Source organism: Staphylococcus taiwanensis (assembly GCA_020544305.1).
Lineage (GTDB): Bacteria > Bacillota > Bacilli > Staphylococcales > Staphylococcaceae > Staphylococcus > Staphylococcus taiwanensis.
In genome coordinates this window covers 964,388-989,922 of record CP058667.1, presented here as the reverse complement: position 1 = coordinate 989,922, position 25,535 = coordinate 964,388, and the positions used below count along the sequence as shown (strand labels likewise).

Genomic DNA, 25,535 nt, shown 5'->3' with positions numbered 1-25,535 from the left:
TTATACGATAGAATAAAGAGTAATATATAATACTTATTTGAGTAAAGAATCATACAAATAGAAAGGTGAAACCTGAATGATACTCTTGCAATTAAATGATATTTCGAAATCATTCGATGGTGATGATATTTTTACAAATGTTGATTTCGAAGTTAAAACTGGTGAACGTATTGGTGTAGTTGGTAGAAATGGCGCTGGCAAATCTACTTTAATGAAGATTATAGCAGGCGTTGAAGATTATGATAGTGGTCATATTTCAAAAATTAAAAATTTACGTATGGGCTATCTTACACAACAAATGACGCTCGATTCATCGGCATCCGTCTTTGAAGAAATGTCTAAACCCTTCGAACATCTTAAGCGTATGGAAAACTTAATTAAAGAAGAAACTGATTGGTTAGCATTGCACGCAAATGATTATGATACTGATGATTATAAACATCATATGGAACGTTATGAATCTTTATCCAATCAATTTGAACAACTTGAAGGTTATCAATATGAAAGTAAAATTAAGACTGTCCTACATGGCCTGAATTTTAAAGAAGAAGAATTTGATAAATCAATTAATGACTTTAGTGGTGGTCAAAAAACGCGTTTATCACTTGCTCAAATGTTGTTAAGTGAACCTGACCTACTATTATTAGACGAACCGACCAACCATTTAGACTTAGAAACAACCAAATGGTTAGAAGATTATTTAAAATACTTCAAAGGCGCCATAGTTATAATCAGTCATGATCGTTATTTCCTTGATAAAATTGTCACACAAATATATGATGTGGCTCTTGGAGATGTTAAACGTTATGTAGGTAACTATGAGCAATTTATAATCCAACGTGATAAATACTATGAAAGTCGTATGCAAGAGTACGAGAGACAACAAGCGGAAATCAAACGTTTAGAAACCTTCGTTGAGAAAAATATTACTCGTGCATCAACAAGTGGTATGGCTAAAAGTCGTCGCAAGACATTAGAAAAAATGGAACGCATTGATAAACCAATGCTAGATGCTAGAAGTGCAAATATTCAATTTGGTTTTGAACGTAATACTGGTAATGACGTGATGCATATTCGCAATCTAGAAATTGGTTATGAAACTCCTATTACACAACCAATTAATATTGAAGTTAATAAGGGCGATCATATTGCTATTATCGGTCCAAATGGTGTAGGAAAAACGACACTCATTAAAACAATCGCAAATCGTCAAAATAAACTTGGCGGCGAAATTACATTTGGTGCTAATTTACAAATCGGATATTATGACCAAAAACAGGCAGAATTCAAATCCAATAAGACAATCCTAGATTATGTTTGGGATCAATACCCTACAATGAACGAAAAAGATATACGTGCAGTGCTTGGACGTTTCTTATTTGTTCAAGACGACGTTAAAAAGATTATTAATGATTTATCTGGAGGGGAAAAAGCACGATTACAATTAGCACTCCTCATGTTGCAACGAGATAATGTCTTAATTTTAGATGAACCGACCAACCATTTAGATATCGATTCTAAGGAGATGCTTGAACAAGCCTTACAACACTTTGAAGGTACAATATTATTCGTTTCTCATGATCGTTATTTTATTAATCAATTAGCTAATAAAGTATTTGATTTAAACACACATGGTGGAGAAATCTATTTAGGCGACTATCAATACTATATTGAGAAGACAGAAGAAAAAGCAGCACTTGAAGCTTTTGAAAATGATCGAAATCCAATAAAGATTGAATCACCCCTAACAGATAACAATCAGTCCACAAATACTTATCATACACAAAAACAACAACGCAGAGAGCAACGCAAATTAGAACGTCAAATTGAAGATTGTGAAGTAAAGATAGAAGAATTAGAAACCTCAATTTCTGAAATAGATGAACTGTTAACCCTACCTGAAGTATTTAATAATCCTGAAAAAGCGGCTACGCTTGCTCAACAAAAAGAAGAAACCGAACAAAAATTAGAACAAACAATGATCGAATGGGAAGAATTACAAGAAAAGTTATCTTAAACTCCCCTTTTATTTATAACCAGAAAAAGTCTCAAAACTTTTTCTGGTTATTTTACAATTTTTAACGCACAAAGTTATAAACATTTAAAATACTGTATTATCAACTATCCACAAAGTTATTCGACTTATCCACAGATTCATAACTACAACTTTACAATTTTTTTACACAAATTTTATTCTATATCCACAATATTAAAAACCACTTATCAACAATTTATACACAGAATGTTGATAAGTACACACGTTCCCTATTGACTAGCTTTCATTTTCATTTTTTCCATAAAAAAACGTTAAGCTAACTTATCTCTAATTCGTTAACTTAACGCCACATGGTCACTTTAATTAAATTGTCTCTTCTTCAATATCCATATTATTTTGACCATTTAAATCTAAACCAGCAGCTACACCAGCTTTATAATAATAGTAGCCTGCCGCGCCAATCATTGCAGCATTATCGGTACATAATTGCGGACTAGGAATAGATAATTGAATATGATTTTCTTCACATAATGTTTTAAGTCTACTACGTAAGCCTTTGTTGCTTGCAACACCACCAGCTATGATTAAACGTTTCACATCATATTCTTTACATGCATTCATTGCTTTAGTGCTTAATACATCTACAACACTATTTTGAAAACTTGCAGCCACATTGGCTTTATTAATTTTTTCATTTTTTTGCTTTTGATTATGCAATTTATTAATTACAGCACTTTTTAAACCACTAAAACTAAAATCATAACTGTCTTTCTCTAACCACACTCTTGGAAAATGATACGTGTCTTGGCCTTGCGCAGCAAGTTTATCGATTTCAGGACCACCCGGATAAGGTAAATCGATTGTTCTAGCAACTTTGTCATAAGCCTCGCCTACAGCATCATCTCTTGTTTCACCTATAACTTCAAAATTCAAATGTGATTTCATATATACCAGTTCAGTGTGACCTCCTGACACGATAAGTGCCATAAGAGGAAATGTTAATGGTTCTTCTAAATGATTCGCATATATATGTCCTGCGATATGATGTACAGGTATTAAAGGTTTGTCATAGGCAAATGCTAAAGCTTTGGCTGCATTTATGCCTATTAATAGCGCCCCGATAAGACCTGGACCTTGAGTCACGGCAACTGCATCAATATCTTCCATAGTCACATTCGCAGTTTCTAGTGATTCTTCTATCGTCACTGTCATACCTTCAACATGATGTCTACTCGCGACTTCTGGTACCACGCCACCAAAACGTTTATGACTCTCTATTTGACTTAAAACGGTGTTAGATAAAATAGTATTGCCATTTTCTATTACACTAACACTCGTTTCATCACAACTTGTTTCTACTGCTAAGATTAGCGTTTTGTTATTCATTTAAATTCACCCACATGACTAGTGCATCCTCGCCCTCTCCATAATAATTTTTTCGTTTTCCACCAAATTGAAATCCTAAATTCGTATAAACATGCTGTGCAATATAGTTATCAATTCTTACCTCTAAACTCATCACTTCACATGTATGACGTGCAAAATCCATCACATATTTAAGTAATAACTGACCTAATCGGTAGCCTCTGTATTCTTTTCGAATTGCTACAGTGGTAATTTGTGCTTGGTCTATCACAATCCATGTGCCTAAATATCCGACAATTTCATTTTCGAAAATAATAACAAAATACTTTGCAAAATTATTCTCATTCAATTCATGATAAAAAGCATCAATTGTCCATGAACTATCATTAAAACTCTCACGTTCAATATCAAATACACTTGGGACATCATCAACTTGCATTGCTCTTATAGTTAATTGTGCTGCTGTTGGTTTAACCAATTGCGTTCCGCCTCTGATAATTTAATATAATTTGGGATAAACGTATGAATATCTTCGCTTTGTGTCATAAGCTTTTTCATTACGGATGCTTTAGGTAGATTTCCTATAACTTCCCCACCTAATTTATCCGATAATTTTTCAGCATCTTGACCAATGAAGATATAAGATTGATTTAATTGAGTTAATTTAGCTTGTAATTCATTAATTGGTAAATATTGATCTTTTAAAACTGTTGTCAATTCACCATTATTATATTGATAAACACCTGTATATACCGCTTCTCTTCGAGCATCAAAAATAGGTACTAACAATCTTTCATCTGTTTTATCAATTGTAGCCGCTAAAGCTTCTAAAGATGATACGCCATACAAATCTGTTTTTAATGCATAAGCTAAGGTTTTAGCAGTTGTGACACCTATTCTTACACCCGTATATGATCCCGGTCCTTTAGCTACAACGATACTATTTAAATCACGTTTATCAATAGCAGTTTGCTCGAATAATCTCTTAATTGCAGGCATTAGTTGACTTGAATGATCTTTTTTATTTTCTGTCGTTTCTTCAGTTAATACTACATCGTCATTCATTAATGCAATTGACATGGGTTGGTTCGATGTATCAATCAGTAATAAATTCACGTATAACTTCCTCCTTAACTATTTCATAATGTGTCCCTTTAGCATGCAATTCAATTAATCTCTCATCTTCATCAACAGTTTGTATATTAATAATTAATTGTTCTGTCGGTAATAAATCTTGAATAAATTGACTCCATTCAATAACAGTTACAGCTTCATCTTCAAAATATTCGTCGAATCCAAGGTCTTCTTCAGCATCTTCTAAACGATAACAATCCATGTGATGCAATCTTATATGAGTTCCCTTGTATGACTTAATAATATTAAATGTCGGAGAGTTAATATTACGTTTAACTCCGAGATACTTTCCAATAAATTGAGTTAGCGTTGTTTTACCTGCTCCTAAATCACCATTTAATAAAATTAAATCTCCCGACTGTAAATGACGAACTAATATGTCAGCAAATCGATTTAAGTCATTTAAATTTTTTATACTTATCATTAGTCCTGTACGCTCCTAAAAATAATATCGTCGTTACATGTATAACCGCAATGTTCCTCGAATAAATACATTTTAATTTTATCAGTAATTTCCTATAAATAAACTTGGTTAAATTTAATTTTCAACTTAATAATTATATCAAATTTCAAGTATGATTTCCCTTCTTTGATTCTATTTATGTTATTCGAAAATTATTAGAAAATTCTAAAAATAGTGTTGACTTAGCAAAAGGGTTATAGTAAATTAAGTTTATCGAATTTTTAAACTATTCTAATTATTTAAATAACTACCATTCAAGAAAGGAGTATAATCAAATGACTAAATTCGCATATGAAACAACAACGGCAACTCACAATTTAATTATTTTATTATACTCACAAGGGCTGGAACTTTAGTATTAAATCATACTAAACGTTTAAGTCCTATTTCTACTTGAATGGGACTTATAGACGTCCCAATCACAAATTGGGACGTCTTTTTGTTTGTCTAACTTAATGAATTTACGGGGGAATTTGTAATGAGAAGTGACATGATAAAAAAAGGTGACCATCAAGCACCTGCAAGAAGTCTTTTACACGCCACGGGCGCACTTAAAAATCCTACAGATATGAACAAGCCATTTGTGGCTATTTGTAATTCATATATCGATATTGTTCCTGGACACGTGCACTTAAGAGAATTAGCTGATATCGCAAAAGAAGCTATTCGTGAAGCCGGTGCTATTCCTTTTGAATTTAATACAATTGGTGTCGATGATGGTATTGCAATGGGACATATTGGAATGCGTTATTCACTTCCGTCTCGTGAAATTATTGCAGATGCAGCTGAAACTGTCATTAACGCACACTGGTTTGATGGTGTATTTTATATCCCAAACTGTGACAAAATTACGCCTGGAATGCTTTTAGCAGCTGTAAGAACAAATGTACCTGCTATATTTTGTTCAGGTGGACCTATGAAAGCTGGCTTATCTGCTCAAGGCAAAGCCTTAACATTATCTTCCATGTTCGAAGCAGTTGGTGCTTTCAAAGAAGGTTCTATTTCAAAAGAAGAATTTTTAGATATGGAGCAAAATGCATGTCCAACTTGCGGTTCTTGTGCAGGTATGTTTACTGCAAATTCAATGAACTGCTTAATGGAAGTTTTAGGTCTTGCCCTTCCGTATAATGGCACAGCTTTAGCGGTTAGTGAACAACGTCGAGAAATGATTCGTGAAGCTGCATTTAAATTAGTAGAAAATATCAAAAAAGATATTAAGCCTAGAGACATTGTTACGCGTGAAGCAATAGATGATGCTTTCGCTCTTGATATGGCTATGGGTGGTTCAACTAATACAGTATTACATACTTTAGCTATTGCTAATGAAGCCGGAATCGATTATGACTTAGAACGAATTAATGAAATCGCTAAAAAAACACCCTATTTATCGAAAATTGCACCTAGTTCTTCTTATTCGATGCATGATGTTCATGAAGCAGGTGGTTGTCCTGCAATTATCAATGAGCTAATGAAAAAAGAAGGTACATTACATCCAGATAGACTAACAGTTACCGGTAAAACATTACGAGAAAATAATGAAGGAAAAGAAATTCAAAATACCGCAGTTATTCACCCTTTAGATTCTCCATACGATAAAGAAGGAGGATTATCAATTTTATTTGGTAATTTAGCTCCTAATGGCGCAGTTATTAAAGTTGGTGGCGTTGATCCTTCGATTAAAACATTTACTGGTAAAGCAATTTGTTTTGATTCACATGATGATGCAGTTGCAGCAATTGATAATAAAACTGTACGTGAGGGTCATGTTGTAGTCATTAGATACGAAGGACCTAAGGGAGGACCAGGTATGCCAGAAATGTTAGCCCCTACTTCATCAATTGTGGGGCGTGGTTTAGGTAAAGATGTAGCATTAATTACTGATGGTCGATTTTCAGGTGCTACAAGAGGTATTGCCGTCGGACATATCTCGCCTGAAGCAGCATCTGGTGGTCCTATTGGATTAATCAGAGATGGAGATGAAATTACGATCGATTTAAACAAGCGTACATTAGATGTTCATCAAACCCAAGAAGAATTAGCTAGACGTAAACAAGATTTACAACCTTTCAAAGCCAAAGTTAAATCAGGTTACTTAGCAAGATATACCGCGTTAGTTACAAGCGCAAATACTGGTGGTATTATGCAAGTTCCAGAGAATCTTATCTAACAAGAGGAGTGATTTCAATGTCAAATACTAAGGAAAGTAATGTGCAAAATCCCCATCGAAATACAGTTAACATTCAAGATATTAAAGTAGAAACTTCACAATATACTAATCATGATGAGGTTAGTGTTTTGAGAACTGGATCAGAACTGTTAGTTAAAGCTTTATTACATGAAGATGTTGATTTTATATTCGGTTATCCAGGTGGTGCCGTATTACCACTTTACGATACATTTTACGACGGTAAAATTAAGCATATTTTAGCTAGACATGAACAAGGCGCTACACATGCTGCTGAAGGTTATGCACGTGTTTCCGGTAAAACAGGTGTAGTCGTGGTTACTAGTGGTCCGGGCGCTACAAATGCCATTACTGGTATCACAGATGCATATAGTGATTCATTACCTTTAGTCGTCTTTACCGGTCAAGTTGCTACCCCTGGTATAGGTAAAGATGCGTTTCAAGAAGCGGATTTGCTATCGATGACTACACCAATCACTAAAGCTAATTATCAAATTAAGCATGTGGACGACATTCCTAGAGTCATTCATGAAGCATTTTATATCGCTAATACAGGACGTAAAGGACCAGTTGTGATTGATTTTCCTAAAGATATGGGAATCCTATCTACATCTGCACCCCTAGAAAATGAAGTTCATTTACCTGCTTATCAAGTGTCAGAAGAACCTGATCATAGCACAATTGAACGCTTATCAAATTATTTAAAAGATGCCAAAAAGCCACTCATTCTTGCTGGTGCTGGTATCAATCATTCTAAGTCAAATGCATTATTGACTGAATTTGTAACTAAACATCAAATTCCAGTTGTAACTACCTTACTAGGTTTAGGTGCGATTCCATATGAAAATCCCCTTTTCTTAGGTATGGGTGGTATGCATGGCTCATATGCAAGTAATATGGCTATCATGGAATGCGATTTACTCATTAATTTAGGTAGTCGCTTTGATGACAGACTTGCAAGTAATCCAAATGAATTTGCACCTAATGCTACGATTGTACACGTCGATATTGATGAATCTGAAATTAATAAAGTTATTTCAACAGATTTAGGCATAGTTGCTGATTGTAAAAAAGTTCTCGAAGCGTTGTCGCAGGCATTTTCAAGTGATGTGTCATTTGAAAAATGGGTCAATCATTGTTTAGAAAATAAAGCAAAACATCCTTTCAAATATAATGAATCAGACGGCGTGTTCTGTAGACCTCAGGAAACCATTGCGTATATTGGCAAGATTACACATGGTGATGCTATTGTAACGACTGATGTTGGTCAACATCAGATGTGGGCTGCTCAATTCTATCCATTCAAAGATCATGGTCAATGGGTTACAAGTGGTGGTTTAGGTACAATGGGCTTTGGTATTCCATCAGCAATTGGTGCGCAACTCGCAGCACCCGATAAAACAGTCATTTGTTTCGTAGGTGACGGTGGTTTCCAAATGACTAACCAAGAAATGGCACTTCTACCTGAATATAATTTAAATGTAAAGATTGTTTTAATTAATAATGGAACGTTAGGTATGGTTAAACAATGGCAAGATAAGTTCTTTAATCATCGATTCTCACATTCAGTATTTAATGATCAACCTAATTTCATGAAAATGGCTGAAGCATATGGAGTTCGTGGTTTCTTAATTGATTCACCAAGTAAATTAACACAAACCTTAGATGAGGCATTTGCATATGAAGGACCTGCTTTAATTGAAGTAAGAATCTCACCTACTGAACCAGTAAATCCTATGATTCCAAGTGGTAAAGCTAACCATGAAATGGAGGGATTAGAATGAAACGCACCATACATTTAAAAGTAACTGATCAAGTAAGTACCTTAAATCGTATAACAAGTGCATTTGTCCGATTGCAATACAATATTAATGAATTAACAGTAAAACCTTCAACTGAAAATGGTATTTCAGATATGGTAATTACAGCAAATATTGAAAGTGACGACATTTTAAAAATATTGATTGCTAAATTAAGAAAACAAATTAGTGTTATTGAAATCAATGAAGTAACTAAGTCAGAACAATAAAATTCATTTGAATTGATGCGCTAGTTTTAAAAAATATTAAATATGGAAGGACTATCATCATCTTTTATAGATTACATATATATCTATAATTATCGGAATATTCAAAATATTTAATAGTTAAACAAATTGGAGGAAAGTATTATGACAAAAGTTTATTATGATCAATCTGTTGAAAAAGACGCATTACAAGGTAAAAAAATCGCAATCGTGGGTTATGGATCTCAAGGACATGCTCACGCTCAAAACTTAAAAGATAACGGATATGACGTGATTGTTGGTATTCGTCCAGGTAGTTCATTTGATAAAGCTAAAGAAGATGGCTTTGATGTTTATCCTGTTGCAGAAGCAGTAAAACAAGCTGATGTTGTAATGGTGTTATTACCTGATGAAATTCAAGGTAACGTTTATAAAAATGAGATTGAACCTAATTTAGAAGCTGGTAATGCACTAGCTTTTGCACATGGTTTTAATATTCACTTTGGAGTCATCCAACCCCCTGCTAATGTTGATGTCTTCCTTGTTGCACCTAAAGGTCCAGGTCACTTAGTTAGACGTACTTTTGTGGAAGGTACAGCTGTTCCAGCATTATTTGGTGTTCAACAAGACGCTACTGGAAATGCGCGCGATATTGCACTTAGCTATGCAAAAGGTATTGGCGCAACTCGTGCAGGTGTTATTGAAACAACATTCAAAGAAGAAACTGAAACAGATTTATTTGGTGAACAAGCAGTGCTTTGTGGTGGTATCCATAAATTAATTCAAAGTGGTTTTGAGACATTAGTTGAAGCTGGTTATCAAAAAGAACTTGCTTACTTTGAAGTGTTACATGAAATGAAATTAATCGTTGACCTTATGTATGAAGGCGGTATGGAAAACGTTCGATATTCAATTTCAAACACTGCAGAATACGGCGATTATGTATCAGGACCAAGAGTAATCACTCCTGATGTTAAGGACAATATGAAAGCAGTTTTAGAAGATATCCAAAATGGCAACTTTGCGAATAGTTTCGTTAAAGATAATGAGAATGGTTTCAAAGAATTTTATAAATTACGTGAACAACAACACGGACATGAAATTGAAGCAGTTGGCCGTGAATTAAGAAAAATGATGCCATTTATTAAATCTAAAAGTATTCAAAAATAAGTCATAAGGAGTTGTTAACAATGCAGAGCCATATTCAAATATTTGATACAACGTTAAGAGATGGCGAACAAACACCTGGTGTTAATTTTTCATTTGATGAACGTTTGAAAATAGCTAAACAACTTGAAAAATGGGGAGTCGATGTACTTGAAGCTGGCTTCCCTGCCTCAAGTATTGGTAGCTTTAAGTCCGTAGAAGCTATTTCTAAAGCTCTATCTAACACAGCTGTATGTGGTTTAGCTCGATGTAAAAAATCAGATATAGATGCAGTCTATGAAGCTACTAAAGAAGCCGCTAAACCAATTATACATGTTTTCATAGCAACATCCCCTATTCATTTGAAACATAAGTTAAAAATGACCCAAGCTCAAGTTTTAGAAGCTATAAAAGAACATGTGAGTTATGCAAAACAGTTTTTTGAGGTTGTTCAATTTTCCCCTGAAGATGCATCAAGAACAGATATAGATTACTTAGTTCAATGTGTTCAAACTGCTGTTGACGCAGGGGCAAGGATTATTAACATTCCTGATACTGTCGGCTATAGCTATCCGAATGAATATGGCCAAATTTTCAAATCCTTATTAGAGAATGTCAAATCCGATGATGAAATCATTTATAGTGCACATTGTCATGATGATTTAGGTATGGCCGTTGCAAACAGTCTTGCAGCTATTGAAAATGGTGCTAAACGAATTGAAGGAACAGTTAATGGCATTGGCGAACGTGCTGGTAACACAGCTTTAGAAGAAATTGCATTAGCGTTATATGTAAGACGTGATCATTATGGTATTGAGACACGCTTAAATCTTACAGAAACCAAAAATACTTCTGATATTATTGCGCGTTTTGCCGGTATCAGAGTCCCTAGAAACAAAGCAATTGTAGGACAAAATGCCTTTAGTCATGAGTCAGGTATACATCAAGATGGTGTTCTTAAAAATCCTGAAACCTATGAAATTATGACACCTCAACTAGTAGGTATCGGTAAAAATGAATTACCTTTAGGAAAACTTTCTGGCAAACATGCCTTTGCAGAGAAATTAAAAGTATTAGGTTATGACATAAAATCAGAAGAACAAGTTGAATTATTCAAGCAATTTAAAGCTATTGCAGATAAGAAAAAGTCAGTAACTGATCGCGATATACATGCACTTATTCAAGGTTCAGAACATGAGCAAAATGCAATTTATCAAGTCGATAAATTACAACTTCAATATGTGTCTAATGGTTTACAGAGTGCTGTTGTTGTTATTAAAGATAATGAAGGACATTATTATCAAGATTCAAGTATTGGCACTGGTTCTATTGTAGCAATCTATAATGCTGTTGATCGCATTTTCAAAAAAGAAAGCGACCTTATCGATTATCGTATTGATTCTGTAACTGAAGGTATTGATGCTCAAGCTGAAGTACATGTAGAACTGATAATTGAAGGACAAACCGTAAATGGTATTGGTATTGATCACGATATACTACAAGCTTCATGCAAAGCTTATGTTGAAGCGCATGCTAAATACGTGAGTAATTCGCATATGAAAGAAGGTATGAAAGCATGACATACAACATTGTAGCATTACCAGGTGATGGCATCGGACCTGAAATACTTAGTGGCAGTCTTGAACTATTGGAGCTTATTAGTAAAAAATTTAACTTCACTTATACTTTATCTACATTTGATTTTGGCGGTGCTGCAATTGATTCAAGAGGTTGTCCGCTTCCAGAAGAAACATTAAATGCTTGTAAGCAATCCGATGCTATCTTATTAGGTGCAGTTGGAGGCCCTAAATGGACTGATCCCAATAATCGTCCTGAACAAGGTTTATTAGCACTACGTAAACATTTAGGATTATTTGCTAATATACGCCCTACTAAAGTGACTGAAGGTACTAGTCATTTCTCTCCTTTAAAAGAAGAACGTGTAGCAGGTACCGATTTAATCATTGTTAGAGAATTAACGAGTGGTATCTATTTTGGTGAACCTAGAAATATCAATGAAAACGCAGCATTGGATTCATTAACTTACACAAAAGATGAAATTAAACGTATAGCCCAAGTCGCTTTTAAATTAGCTTCTGAAAGAAAGAATAAATTAACTTCAGTTGATAAAGAAAATGTACTTGCCTCAAGTAAACTATGGAGACAAACGATTAATGAAGTAAGTAAAGACTATCCAGACGTAGAAGTTGAACATTTACTCGTAGACGCTTGTAGCATGCATTTGATAACGCGTCCATCCGATTTTGATGTCATTGTAACTGAAAATTTATTTGGAGATATTTTAAGTGATGAAGCATCAGTCATTCCAGGATCACTAGGTCTTTCTCCTTCAGCAAGTTTTAGTTTAAGTGGCCCTAGATTATACGAACCAATTCACGGTTCGGCTCCTGACATAGCTAATCAAAATGTTGCTAATCCATTTGGTATGGTTCTATCTGTCGTAATGTGTTTACGCGAAAGTTTACATCAAGACAAAGCAGCTACTGAACTTGAACATGATGTCTATCAATTAATTAAAGAAGGTAAAACCACAATTGATTTAGGTGGTAAGTATAAAACAACTGATATATTCAATTTATTGAAAGCAAAATATCAATAAGGGAGGCGTTAGTATATGGGACAAACATTGTTTGACAAAGTTTGGAATAAGCATGTTTTAGCAGGTAAAGAAGGTGAACCCCAATTATTATATATAGTTTTACACTTGATTCACGAAGTTACTTCACCTCAAGCATTTGAAGGTCTTAGACTTCAAAATCGTAAATTGAGACGCCCTGATTTAACATTCGCCACATTAGACCATAACGTTCCAACCATTGATATTTTTAATATTAAAGATGAAATTGCTAATAAACAAATTACTACACTTCAAAGAAATGCTAAAGATTTTAATGTTCACATTTTTGATATGGGGTCTGATGAACAAGGCATTGTTCACATGGTTGGACCAGAAACAGGGCTTACGCAACCGGGAAAAACAATCGTCTGTGGTGATTCTCATACAGCTACTCATGGTGCCTTCGGTGCAATCGCGTTTGGTATTGGAACTAGTGAGGTAGAACATGTATTTGCTACACAAACATTATGGCAAACTAAACCCAAAAATTTAAAAATTGATATTAATGGTCAATTGCCTACAGGTGTATACGCAAAGGATATTATCTTGTACCTCATTAGTAAATATGGTGTCGACTTTGGAACAGGATATGCTTTGGAATTTACTGGTGAAACCATAAAATCTTTATCCATGGAAGCAAGAATGACGATTTGCAATATGGCTATTGAAGGTGGCGCTAAATATGGATTAATTCAACCTGATGATATTACATTTAACTATGTTAAAGGTAGACCTTATGCTCAAAACTTTAATCGTTCAATTGAAGAATGGCATGAACTTTATTCTGATGATGATGCCTATTTTGATAAAGTAATTGAATTAGATGTTTCTCATTTAGAGCCTCAAGTCACTTGGGGTACAAATCCCGAAATGGGCGTAGGCTTTGATACACCTTTTCCTGAAATAAAAAATATTAATGATGAACGTGCATATAAATATATGGGGCTATCACCCGGTCAAAAAGCAGAAGATATTGATTTAGGTTATGTCTTTTTAGGTTCATGTACTAATGCACGATTATCAGACTTAATTGAAGCAAGTAAAATCGTAAAAGGAAATCACGTTCACCCTAAAATAACAGCAATTGTTGTTCCTGGATCACGAACTGTCAAAAAAGAAGCTGAAGCGATTGGCTTAGATACGATATTCAAAGAAGCGGGATTTGAATGGAGAGAACCAGGTTGCTCAATGTGTTTAGGTATGAATCCTGATCAAGTTCCTGAAGGCGTACATTGTGCTTCTACAAGTAATCGTAACTTTGAAGGTAGACAAGGCAAAGGTGCAAGAACACATCTCGTTTCCCCTGCTATGGCTGCTGCAGCTGCTATTAATGGAAAATTTGTAGACGTCAGAAAGGTGGTTGTATAACAATGGATATTAAACCAATTACGACATACACCGGTAAAATTGTCCCTTTATTCAATGACAATATTGATACTGATCAAATTATTCCTAAGGCACATTTGAAACGTATAACTAAAAGTGGTTTCGGTCCTTTTGCTTTTGATGAATGGCGATATCTACCAGATGGTTCAGATAACCCAGAATTTAATCCAAACAAACCTGAATATGCAGGTGCTTCCATATTAATAACAGGCGATAATTTCGGATGTGGGTCTAGTCGTGAACATGCAGCATGGGCATTAAAAGATTACGGTTTTAATATTATTATTGCTGGCGGATTTAGTGATATCTTCTATATGAATTGTACAAAAAATGGTATGTTACCCATCGTTCTTGATGAAAAAACACGACAATATTTAGCTACACAAGAAGAAATTACAATTGATTTACCGAATCAAAAAGTGATTACTAAAGAACATTCATTTAATTTCAAAATTGATGATACATGGAAAAATAAACTCGTAAATGGATTAGATGATATTGCAATTACACTGCAATATGAAGACTTAATAGAACAATATGAAAAACAATATAAGGGTTGATATTTTATGACAGTTAAGACGACTATAAACGCTAAAGATATAGACGAAGCTTATTTACGGATTAAAGATATTGTTAAAAAAACACCATTACAATATGACCACTATCTTTCTCAAAAATATGACTGTAAAGTTTATTTGAAAAGAGAAGATTTACAATGGGTTCGATCTTTTAAATTACGTGGTGCTTATAATGCCATTTCAATTTTAGATGAGGTAACTAAAGAAAAAGGTATTACATGTGCAAGTGCTGGCAACCATGCTCAAGGAGTAGCTTATACTGCTAAAGCGCTAGATTTAAAAGCAATAATCTTTATGCCGGTAACAACGCCTCAACAAAAAGTCAATCAGGTAAAATTCTTTGGTGGTAATAATGTAGAAATTAAGTTAACTGGAGATACATTTGATGATTGCTTAAAAGAAGCATTATTATTTACTAAAGAAAAAGACATGGCATTTATTGATCCATTTAATAATACTGATACTATTGCTGGTCAAGGAACGCTTGCTAAGGAGATCATAACGCAATCTAAGGAAGATAATATTTCATTTGATTATCTATTTGCAGCTATTGGTGGCGGTGGTCTCATTTCAGGTATCAGCACTTATATGGATGAATATAGCCCGCAAACACAAATTATCGGTGTTGAACCTGCTGGTGCAAGTAGCATGTATGAATCTGTAATTGTTCAAAATAAAGTCGTCACTCTAGACCATATTGACAAGTTTGTTGATGGCGCATCAGTAGCACGTGTAGGTGATATTACTTTTGATATTGCTAAACAACATGTTGATGATTATATTCAAATTGATGAAGGCGCTGTTTGTTCAACCATTTTAGATATGTACTCCAAACAAGCTATTGTCGCTGAGCCTGCTGGCGCGTTAAGTGTTGCTGCTTTAGATTTTTATAGCAATCAAATTAAAGGAAAAACAGTGGTATGTGTCGTTAGTGGTGGCAATAATGATATTAATCGTATGAAAGAAATAGAAGAACGTTCTCTTTTATATGAGGAAATGAAACACTATTTTATCCTTAATTTTCCACAACGACCAGGAGCCTTAAAAGAATTCGTAAACGAAGTACTCGGTCCACAAGATGATATTACTAAATTTGAATACTTAAAGAAAACTTCTCAAAATACAGGTACTGTTATCATAGGTATTCAATTAAAAAATCATAATGATCTAGCTCAATTAAAAAATAATGTTCATGACTTTGACCCATCTAATATCTATATAAATGAAAATAAAATGTTATATTCACTTTTAATTTAAACGTTTCAATGATTTTAAACTCTACTTTCGTTTTTTTGATGAAAGTAGAGTTTAATTTTTAATTATTTAAACGACTATTTAGTAATTTATTATTAACGAAAGAAAACTTAAAATATTTATATTCTTTTTTAGTCTCACTAAACTCGCTTCGTTATTTTCTTAATTCATTAGCTTCAAACGCTTTCTCTTCGCAAAGCCAAATAGACATTTTCAACTATTCTCCGAAGTTTATATTGTTTTTGCTGAATTTGTTGCTTTTCTCGCCTACGGCGCTTATTTTCAGACATAAAAAAAGAGACCTTACGGTCTCAATATCGGCTCATCGCATCCATACGATTTGTTTGCCTGGCAACGTCCTACTCTAGCGGAACGTTAGTCTCCTACCCATCGGCGCTAAGGACCTTCCTTTGCTTTGAGTCAACCGTTCGCATCTTGCTTCATTTTCAAAAATACCTTGCTCATTTAGCCCCACTAAACTCGCTTCGTTATTTTCTTAATTCATTAGCTTCAAACGCTTTCTCTTCGCAAAGCTTAATAGACACTTTCAATTTCTCTTCGAAGATTATATTGTTTTTGCTGAATTTGTTGCTTTTCTCGCCTACGGCGCTTATTTTCAGACATAAAAAAAGAGACCTTACGGTCTCAATATCGGCTCATCGCATCCATACGATTTGTTTGCCTGGCAACGTCCTACTCTAGCGGAACGTTAGTCTCCTACCTTCGGCGCTAAGGACCTTCCTTTGCTTTGAGTCAACCGTTCGCATCTTGCTTCATTTTCAAAAATACCTTGCTCATTTAGCCCCACTAAACTCGCTTCGTTATTTTCTTAATTCATTAGCTTCAAACGCTTTCTCTTCGCAAAGCTTAATAGACACTTTCAATTTCTCTTCGAAGATTATATTGTTTTTGCTGAATTTGTTGCTTTTCTCGCCTACGGCGCTTATTTTCAGACATAAAAAAAGAGACCTTACGGTCTCAATATCGGCTCATCGCATCCATACGATTTGTTTGCCTGGCAACGTCCTACTCTAGCGGAACGTTAGTCCAACTACCATCGGCGCTAAGGAGCTTAACTTCTGTGTTCGGCATGGGAACAGGTGTGACCTCCTTGCCATTGTCACCAGACAAGAGAATGATTATACATTCAAAACTAGATAGTAAGTAAACGATTTTGCTTCGCAAAACGTTGAAATAAATTGATTAAGTCTTCGATCGATTAGTATTCGTCAGCTCCACGTGTCACCACGCTTCCACCTCGAACCTATTAACCTCATCATCTTTGAGGGATCTTATAACCGAAGTTGGGAAATCTCATCTTGAGGGGGGCTTCATGCTTAGATGCTTTCAGCACTTATCCCGTCCATACATAGCTACCCAGCTATGCCGTTGGCACGACAACTGGTACACCAGAGGTATGTCCATCCCGGTCCTCTCGTACTAAGGACAGCTCCTCTCAAATTTCCTACGCCCACGACGGATAGGGACCGAACTGTCTCACGACGTTCTGAACCCAGCTCGCGTACCGCTTTAATGGGCGAACAGCCCAACCCTTGGGACCGACTACAGCCCCAGGATGCGATGAGCCGACATCGAGGTGCCAAACCTCCCCGTCGATGTGAACTCTTGGGGGAGATAAGCCTGTTATCCCCGGGGTAGCTTTTATCCGTTGAGCGATGGCCCTTCCATGCGGAACCACCGGATCACTAAGTCCGTCTTTCGACCCTGCTCGACTTGTAGGTCTCGCAGTCAAGCTCCCTTATGCCTTTACACTCTATGAATGATTTCCAACCATTCTGAGGGAACCTTTGAGCGCCTCCGTTACCTTTTAGGAGGCGACCGCCCCAGTCAAACTGCCCGCCTGACACTGTCTCCCACCACGATAAGTGGTGCGGGTTAGAAAGCCAACACAGCTAGGGTAGTATCCCACCAGCGCCTCCACGTAAGCTAGCGCTCACGTTTCAAAGGCTCCTACCTATCCTGTACAAGCTGTGCCGAATTTCAATATCAGGCTACAGTAAAGCTCCACGGGGTCTTTCCGTCCTGTCGCGGGTAACCTGCATCTTCACAGGTACTATGATTTCACCGAGTCTCTCGTTGAGACAGTGCCCAAATCGTTACGCCTTTCGTGCGGGTCGGAACTTACCCGACAAGGAATTTCGCTACCTTAGGACCGTTATAGTTACGGCCGCCGTTTACTGGGGCTTCGATTCGTAGCTTCGCAGAAGCTAACCACTCCTCTTAACCTTCCAGCACCGGGCAGGCGTCAGCCCCTATACATCACCTTACGGTTTAGCAGAGACCTGTGTTTTTGATAAACAGTCGCTTGGGCCTATTCACTGCGGCTCTTCTGGGCTTGCACCCTAAAGAGCACCCCTTCTCCCGAAGTTACGGGGTCATTTTGCCGAGTTCCTTAACGAGAGTTCGCTCGCTCACCTTAGAATTCTCGTCTTGACTACCTGTGTCGGTTTGCGGTACGGGCACCTATTATCTATCTAGAGGCTTTTCTTGGCAGTGTGAAATCAACGACTCGAGGAAACAATTTCCTCTCCCTATCACAGCTCAATCTTAAGAGTGCCGGATTTGCCTAACACTCAATCTCACTGCTTAGACGTGCACTCCAACAGCACGCTTCGCCTATCCTACTGCGTCCCCCCATCGATTAAAACGATGCTAGGTGGTACAGGAATATCAACCTGTTATCCATCGCCTACGCCTGTCGGCCTCAGCTTAGGACCCGACTAACCCAGAGCGGACGAGCCTTCCTCTGGAAACCTTAGTCAATCGGTGGACGGGATTCTCACCCGTCTTTCGCTACTCACACCGGCATTCTCACTTCTAAGCGCTCCACATGTCCTTGCGATCATGCTTCAACGCCCTTAGAACGCTCTCCTACCATTGTCCTACGGACAATCCACAGCTTCGGTAATATGTTTAGCCCCGGTACATTTTCGGCGCAGTGTCACTCGACTAGTGAGCTATTACGCACTCTTTAAATGATGGCTGCTTCTAAGCCAACATCCTAGTTGTCTGGGCAACGCCACATCCTTTTCCACTTAACATATATTTTGGGACCTTAGCTGGTGGTCTGGGCTGTTTCCCTTTCGAACACGGACCTTATCACCCATGTTCTGACTCCCAAGTTAAATTAATTGGCATTCGGAGTTTGTCTGAATTCGGTAACCCGAGAAGGGCCCCTCGTCCAAACAGTGCTCTACCTCCAATAATCATCACTTGAGGCTAGCCCTAAAGCTATTTCGGAGAGAACCAGCTATCTCCAGGTTCGATTGGAATTTCTCCGCTACCCACAGTTCATCCGCTCACTTTTCAACGTAAGTCGGTTCGGTCCTCCATTCAGTGTTACCTGAACTTCAACCTGACCATGGGTAGATCACCTGGTTTCGGGTCTACGACCAAATACTCAACGCCCTATTCAGACTCGCTTTCGCTACGGCTCCACATTTACTGTTTAACCTTGCATCAGATCGTAACTCGCCGGTTCATTCTACAAAAGGCACGCCATCACCCATTAACGGGCTCTGACTACTTGTAAGCACACGGTTTCAAGTTCTCTTTCACTCCCCTTCCGGGGTACTTTTCACCTTTCCCTCACGGTACTGGTTCACTATCGGTCACTAGAGAGTATTTAGCCTTAGGAGATGGTCCTCCCAGATTCCGACGGAATTTCACGTGCTCCGTCGTACTCAGGATCCACTCAAGAGAGAATATATTTTCAACTACAGGATTATTACCTTCTTTGATTCAACTTTCCAGATGATTCGTCTAACATATTCTTTTGTAACTCCGTATAGAGTGTCCTACAACCCCAATAAGCAAGCTTATTGGTTTGGGCTCTTCCCGTTTCGCTCGCCGCTACTCAGGGAATCGATTTTTCTTTCTCTTCCTCCGGGTACTAAGATGTTTCAGTTCTCCGGGTCTGCCTTCTGACAAGCTATGAATTCACTTGTCGATAACACGACATAACTCGTGCTGGGTTCCCCCATTCGGAAATCTCTGGATCAACGCTTACTTACAGCTACCCAAAGCATATCGTCGTTAGTAACGTCCTTCGTCGGCTTCTAGTGCCAAGGCATCCACCGTGCGCCCTTAATAACTTAATCTATGTTTCCACCATATTAGAACGTAGTTCTAATGTTAAGAAACCTGTTATTAATCTTGTGAGTGTTCTTTCGAACACTAGCGATTATATTTTATGAATTCAAGCTTTTTTAAAACTCTAATTCACTCGGTTTTGCTTGGTAAAATCTATTTTACTTACTTATCTAGTTTTCAATGTACAATCAATAAAATCAAAATCACAATAAGAAATTATATCAAAATACAATGTCTTATGCAATATTCATTTATTAAGTTGAATGCTTAAAATAAACATTCAAAACTGAATACAATATGTCACGTTATTCCTCATCTCTACGAGATGTTCCGAATATATCCTTAGAAAGGAGGTGATCCAGCCGCACCTTCCGATACGGCTACCTTGTTACGACTTCACCCCAATCATTTGTCCCACCTTCGACGGCTAGCTCCAAATGGTTACTCCACCGGCTTCGGGTGTTACAAACTCTCGTGGTGTGACGGGCGGTGTGTACAAGACCCGGGAACGTATTCACCGTAGCATGCTGATCTACGATTACTAGCGATTCCAGCTTCATGTAGTCGAGTTGCAGACTACAATCCGAACTGAGAACAACTTTATGGGATTTGCTTGACCTCGCGGTTTCGCTGCCCTTTGTATTGTCCATTGTAGCACGTGTGTAGCCCAAATCATAAGGGGCATGATGATTTGACGTCATCCCCACCTTCCTCCGGTTTGTCACCGGCAGTCAACTTAGAGTGCCCAACTTAATGATGGCAACTAAGCTTAAGGGTTGCGCTCGTTGCGGGACTTAACCCAACATCTCACGACACGAGCTGACGACAACCATGCACCACCTGTCACTTTGTCCCCCGAAGGGGAAAGCTCTATCTCTAGAGTTGTCAAAGGATGTCAAGATTTGGTAAGGTTCTTCGCGTTGCTTCGAATTAAACCACATGCTCCACCGCTTGTGCGGGTCCCCGTCAATTCCTTTGAGTTTCAACCTTGCGGTCGTACTCCCCAGGCGGAGTGCTTAATGCGTTAGCTGCAGCACTAAGGGGCGGAAACCCCCTAACACTTAGCACTCATCGTTTACGGCGTGGACTACCAGGGTATCTAATCCTGTTTGATCCCCACGCTTTCGCACATCAGCGTCAGTTACAGACCAGAAAGTCGCCTTCGCCACTGGTGTTCCTCCATATCTCTGCGCATTTCACCGCTACACATGGAATTCCACTTTCCTCTTCTGCACTCAAGTTTTCCAGTTTCCAATGACCCTCCACGGTTGAGCCGTGGGCTTTCACATCAGACTTAAAAAACCGCCTACGCGCGCTTTACGCCCAATAATTCCGGATAACGCTTGCCACCTACGTATTACCGCGGCTGCTGGCACGTAGTTAGCCGTGGCTTTCTGATTAGGTACCGTCAAGACGTGCATAGTTACTTACACGTATGTTCTTCCCTAATAACAGAGTTTTACGATCCGAAGACCTTCATCACTCACGCGGCGTTGCTCCGTCAGGCTTTCGCCCATTGCGGAAGATTCCCTACTGCTGCCTCCCGTAGGAGTCTGGACCGTGTCTCAGTTCCAGTGTGGCCGATCACCCTCTCAGGTCGGCTACGTATCGTCGCCTTGGTAAGCCGTTACCTTACCAACTAGCTAATACGGCGCGGGTCCATCTATAAGTGATAGCAAAACCATCTTTCACTATCGAACCATGCGGTTCGAAATATTATCCGGTATTAGCTCCGGTTTCCCGAAGTTATCCCAGTCTTATAGGTAGGTTACCCACGTGTTACTCACCCGTCCGCCGCTAACATCAAAGGAGCAAGCTCCTTATCTGTTCGCTCGACTTGCATGTATTAGGCACGCCGCCAGCGTTCATCCTGAGCCAGGATCAAACTCTCCATAAAAATTTATGATGTTTGATTAGCTCATAATACTAAATAATGTTTGTAACATTTAAGTTACTGTTTGGAATTAACGTTGACATATTGTCATTCAGTTTTCAATGTTCATTTATAATGGAGCGGGTGATGGGAATCGAACCCACAACATCAGCTTGGAAGGCTGAGGTTTTGCCATTAAACTACACCCGCAAATTTTATTAGTAGATGATTTGGTGCGGCCGAGAGGACTTGAACCTCCACGGGATTTCTCCCACTAGGCCCTCAACCTAGCGCGTCTGCCATTCCGCCACGACCGCTGGCAAAACGCAATAATTAATAATTAACTATCGAGAACATTAATAATTGTAAATGTTTTGTAATCAAAAGTCAATAACTTTTTAACATTATTTAAATTTAATTTACTAATTTTTAATGTTTAAGTTCGTTTCTTAACGCAACGATATTTATAATACACGCTTTATTTATTAAAGTCAACAACTTTAATGAAAAAGTGACTAAACTATTCTAAGATAATCTAGTCACTCATATAAGGGTTATCTTTAAAAGATATGTTTCCCTTCATTATTGAAATTTTGTATTGTAATTAATAATCATTAAAATATGGTTATTTTAAATGCTTAATGAGTTTTAATTTCCCACCACATTTACCACATCTCATTTTCTTAGTATCTACTTTTCTAATTCTAATATAATTATGGCCACAGTAAGTGCATCTATATTTATAATTTGCTCTTTGCTCATATGTTTCAATTGCTGAACAAAATCTTGGTGCATTGACTTGTTTACTTAAAGCTTTAAATTCTCTGTCTTTATGTTTATATCCTTTTCCTAGAATATGTAAATGATAATGGCATAATTCATGTTTAATAATGTTTATCAACGCCTCATTACCGTATTGTTCATATTGCTTAGGATTTATTTCGATATTATGTGATTCAAGCATGTAGCGACCACCTGTTGTTCTTAATCTGTTATTGAAGTATGCTTCATGCTTAAAAGCTCTATTAAAATATTGAAGTGATAACTTCTCGACTAATAATTGTAAATCTGATTTATTCATTTGGATTAATCATAGTTAATGAAACTTTGTCCTTATTTTTATCGATATTAAGAATCCATACATCTACTATATCTCCTACACTAACTATTTCCATAGGATTTTTAACAAATTTCTTAGATAATTTTGAAACATGCACTAAGCCATCTTGTTTTACACCAATATCTACAAAAGCTCCAAAATCCACTACATTTCTAACTGTACCACTAAGTTTCATACCTTCACTAAGATCTTCTATCGATAAGACGTCCGATTTTAATATAGGCGTTTCATATTCATCACGAGGATCTCGATTAGGAGCCATTAACGATTTAATGATGTCTTCAAGTGTTGGTACCCCTACATCTAACTTGCTCGCTAAATTCTCAACATTTACTTCAGAAAGAACTTGTTTTAGTTTATAAGTACCTAAATCAGATATTTCAAGACCTAAATTTTCTAGTAATTTATACGTAACTTTATAACTTTCTGGATGAATAGAAGTATTATCTAATGGCTCAGAGCCATCTACTATTCTCAAGAAACCAATACTTTGTTCAAATGTTTTGGCACCTAAACGTTTAATTTTACCGATTTCTTTATTATGTTTAATTGCTCCATTTTCTTGTCGATATTCAATAATATTTTGAGCAATTGTAGATGATAGTCCCGATACATATTGTAATAATGATTTTGAAGCTGTATTAACATCTACACCAACTTGGTTAACCGCTGTTTCAACAACAAACGTTAATGCACTTTCTAATTCCTTTTGATTAACATCATGCTGATATTGACCAACACCAATAGATTTTGGGTCTATTTTTACGAGTTCACTTAAAGGATCTTGAACGCGTCTTCCTATTGAAACAGCGCTGCGCTCTTCAACTTGAAAATCTGGAAATTCTGTTCTAGCTATTTCTGACGCAGAATATACTGATGCACCTGCTTCATTTACTATAATAAATTGTACAGTTAAATTATATTTTTTAATCACATTCGCAATAAATTGTTCAGTTTCACGACTAGCTGTTCCATTGCCTATAGCTATAAGTTCAACGTCATTTTCTTTAATCATTCTAACAATTTCTTTTTCAGAAGCTTCGACTTTAGCTTTAGGTGGATGTGGGTAAATGACGCTTTTAGCTACAAAAGTCCCGAAAGGATTAATCACTGCTAATTTACAGCCTGTTCTAAAGGCTGGGTCTACACCCAAAATTTGTTTACCTTTTAGCGGAGGTTGTAATAATAAATTTTTTAAGTTTTCACTAAAAACTTCAATAGCATGTTGTTCTGCTTTTTCTGTTAAATCATTACGGATTTCACGTTCAATCGATGGTAAAATTAATCGTTTCAAGCTATCTTCTATCACTATTTTTATATAATTACCTAGTGCGTTAGAGTTTTTTATCTCTTGCTTAGCAATGACATTTTCTATCTGTGTTATATCAAATTCAATTTTTACTGAAAGTACTTTTTCTTTTTCTCCACGATTCATCGCTAATACTCTGTGATTTGCTACTCTTTTTATAGGTTCTGAATAATCATAATACATGGCATAAATTTCTTTTTCATCTTCTGCTTTTTTCTTTTTTGATGTGACAATTTGTCCTTGTTGATACACATCATGTAATAATCGACTTCTATATTTAGGATTATCTGAGATTTGTTCAGCTATGATATCTTGTGCACCCTGAAGTGCTTCATCAACAGTTGACACTTCATCAGAAAGATATTTTTTGGCTTCTTGTTGAATATTAGTTGAACTTCCATTCATTATTAATTTAGCCAAGGGTTCTAACCCTTTTCGTTTTGCTTCAGTTGCTCTTGTTTTCTTTTTCTGTTTATAAGGTCTATATAAATCTTCAACACGTTGTAATTTTGTTTGTTTAAGTATACTTTGTCGCAATTCTTCAGTTAATAAACCTTGTTGTTCAATATTATGTATGACTTCTTCTTTTCTTTTTTGTAAGTTAGCAACATATTGATATTCATCTGAGATTTGTTTAATTTGAACCTCATCTAAACCGCCCGTTGCTTCTTTACGATAACGTGCAATGAAAGGAACTGTATTTTTTTCTTCTAATAGATTTAATACTGCTCTCACTTGTTTTTCTGAAAATTGATATTTTGTTGTTATTTCATCAATTAAATTTTTATCCATTTTATGACCACACTTTTTCATATTTTCTTTTTAATTTTAACATAAAAATTTATACTCATTTATTAAGCAAATATTTTAAAATTTTACCTCTTAATAAATCGTTTTATTAGATTCGATTTTGTATTATGTATTAATTTTGCCTATCATAAATTAATATTACAAATAAAAGACTGAGGCA

At 36.6% G+C, this 25,535-nt stretch carries 16 protein-coding genes, 2 tRNA genes and 3 rRNA genes; 10 read left to right on the top strand and 11 right to left on the bottom strand.

Annotation, left to right across the window (positions count from 1 at the left end):
- Positions 1-76 precede the first annotated feature (76 nt).
- On the top strand, positions 77-2,017 hold the full coding sequence (abc-f, locus tag HYI43_04700) for an ABC-F type ribosomal protection protein (protein ID UDI77876.1): 1,941 nt from the start codon (positions 77-79) through the stop codon (positions 2,015-2,017).
- 342 nt (positions 2,018-2,359) lie between these two features.
- Here abc-f and tsaD read toward each other — a convergent pair whose 3' ends face one another.
- From tsaD to tsaE, 4 genes are read right to left on the bottom strand one after another with little or no spacing between them, the layout of a single operon-like run.
- Positions 2,360-3,382, bottom strand: coding sequence for a tRNA (adenosine(37)-N6)-threonylcarbamoyltransferase complex transferase subunit TsaD (gene tsaD / locus HYI43_04695; protein ID UDI77875.1), 1,023 nt, complete (start codon positions 3,380-3,382; stop codon positions 2,360-2,362).
- Positions 3,375-3,839, bottom strand: a complete 465-nt coding sequence (gene rimI / locus HYI43_04690) for a ribosomal protein S18-alanine N-acetyltransferase (protein UDI77874.1) — start codon at positions 3,837-3,839, stop codon at positions 3,375-3,377. Before rimI ends, tsaD begins: the two co-directional genes overlap by 8 nt.
- Positions 3,812-4,477, bottom strand: a complete 666-nt coding sequence (gene tsaB, locus HYI43_04685) for a tRNA (adenosine(37)-N6)-threonylcarbamoyltransferase complex dimerization subunit type 1 TsaB (protein ID UDI77873.1) — start codon at positions 4,475-4,477, stop codon at positions 3,812-3,814. Before tsaB ends, rimI begins: the two co-directional genes overlap by 28 nt.
- Positions 4,458-4,919, bottom strand: a complete 462-nt coding sequence (gene tsaE / locus HYI43_04680; protein ID UDI77872.1) for a tRNA (adenosine(37)-N6)-threonylcarbamoyltransferase complex ATPase subunit type 1 TsaE — start codon at positions 4,917-4,919, stop codon at positions 4,458-4,460. The genes tsaB and tsaE overlap by 20 nt, the downstream gene beginning before the upstream one ends.
- Positions 4,920-5,436: 517 nt before the next feature.
- Here tsaE and ilvD point away from each other — a divergent pair.
- The 9 genes from ilvD to ilvA all read left to right on the top strand — a co-directional run bounded on the left by ilvD (position 5,437) and on the right by ilvA (position 16,153).
- Complete coding sequence (gene ilvD / locus HYI43_04675) at positions 5,437-7,125, top strand: dihydroxy-acid dehydratase (protein UDI77871.1); 1,689 nt, start codon at positions 5,437-5,439, stop codon at positions 7,123-7,125.
- A gap of 17 nt (positions 7,126-7,142) precedes the next feature.
- A complete protein-coding gene (gene ilvB, locus HYI43_04670) occupies positions 7,143-8,927 on the top strand; it encodes a biosynthetic-type acetolactate synthase large subunit (GenBank protein ID UDI77870.1) in 1,785 nt (594 codons plus the stop codon).
- Positions 8,924-9,172 (top strand): ACT domain-containing protein, encoded by a 249-nt coding sequence (locus HYI43_04665; protein UDI77869.1) that lies wholly within the window; start codon positions 8,924-8,926, stop codon positions 9,170-9,172. The genes ilvB and HYI43_04665 overlap by 4 nt, the downstream gene beginning before the upstream one ends.
- A 141-nt stretch (positions 9,173-9,313) precedes the next feature.
- Positions 9,314-10,318, top strand: coding sequence for a ketol-acid reductoisomerase (gene ilvC / locus HYI43_04660; GenBank protein ID UDI77868.1), 1,005 nt, complete (start codon positions 9,314-9,316; stop codon positions 10,316-10,318).
- 20 nt (positions 10,319-10,338) lie between these two features.
- Positions 10,339-11,874 carry a 2-isopropylmalate synthase gene (locus tag HYI43_04655; protein ID UDI77867.1) on the top strand — a complete coding sequence of 512 codons (1,536 nt, stop codon included), beginning with the start codon at positions 10,339-10,341 and terminating at the stop codon, positions 11,872-11,874.
- Entirely contained in the window at positions 11,871-12,914 is a 1,044-nt protein-coding gene (leuB, locus tag HYI43_04650; GenBank protein ID UDI77866.1) for a 3-isopropylmalate dehydrogenase, read from the top strand. Before HYI43_04655 ends, leuB begins: the two co-directional genes overlap by 4 nt.
- A 15-nt stretch (positions 12,915-12,929) precedes the next feature.
- Positions 12,930-14,300 carry a 3-isopropylmalate dehydratase large subunit gene (gene leuC / locus HYI43_04645; protein UDI77865.1) on the top strand — a complete coding sequence of 457 codons (1,371 nt, stop codon included), beginning with the start codon at positions 12,930-12,932 and terminating at the stop codon, positions 14,298-14,300.
- Positions 14,301-14,302: 2 nt separating this feature from the next.
- Positions 14,303-14,878, top strand: coding sequence for a 3-isopropylmalate dehydratase small subunit (gene leuD / locus HYI43_04640; GenBank protein UDI77864.1), 576 nt, complete (start codon positions 14,303-14,305; stop codon positions 14,876-14,878).
- A 6-nt stretch (positions 14,879-14,884) separates the two neighbouring features.
- Positions 14,885-16,153, top strand: a complete 1,269-nt coding sequence (gene ilvA / locus HYI43_04635) for a threonine ammonia-lyase IlvA (protein ID UDI77863.1) — start codon at positions 14,885-14,887, stop codon at positions 16,151-16,153.
- A gap of 1,010 nt (positions 16,154-17,163) precedes the next feature.
- On the opposite strand, the gene rrf is transcribed toward ilvA, so the two are convergent.
- The 7 genes from rrf to HYI43_04600 form a co-directional block, all read right to left on the bottom strand.
- A 5S ribosomal RNA gene (gene rrf / locus HYI43_04630) occupies positions 17,164-17,278 on the bottom strand.
- A gap of 68 nt (positions 17,279-17,346) precedes the next feature.
- A 23S ribosomal RNA gene (locus HYI43_04625) occupies positions 17,347-20,272 on the bottom strand.
- A gap of 335 nt (positions 20,273-20,607) precedes the next feature.
- A 16S ribosomal RNA gene (locus HYI43_04620) occupies positions 20,608-22,160 on the bottom strand.
- The 16S, 23S and 5S rRNA genes sit together here with 2 tRNA genes alongside, the layout of an rRNA operon.
- Before the next feature lie 112 nt (positions 22,161-22,272).
- A tRNA-Gly gene (locus HYI43_04615) sits at positions 22,273-22,346 on the bottom strand.
- Positions 22,347-22,367: 21 nt separating this feature from the next.
- Positions 22,368-22,453: transfer RNA gene (locus HYI43_04610), tRNA-Leu, on the bottom strand.
- Positions 22,454-22,761: 308 nt separating this feature from the next.
- Positions 22,762-23,217 (bottom strand): SprT family protein, encoded by a 456-nt coding sequence (locus tag HYI43_04605; GenBank protein UDI77862.1) that lies wholly within the window; start codon positions 23,215-23,217, stop codon positions 22,762-22,764.
- Positions 23,210-25,357 carry an RNA-binding transcriptional accessory protein gene (locus HYI43_04600; protein ID UDI77861.1) on the bottom strand — a complete coding sequence of 716 codons (2,148 nt, stop codon included), beginning with the start codon at positions 25,355-25,357 and terminating at the stop codon, positions 23,210-23,212. Before HYI43_04600 ends, HYI43_04605 begins: the two co-directional genes overlap by 8 nt.
- Between the last annotated feature and the right edge of the window lie 178 nt (positions 25,358-25,535).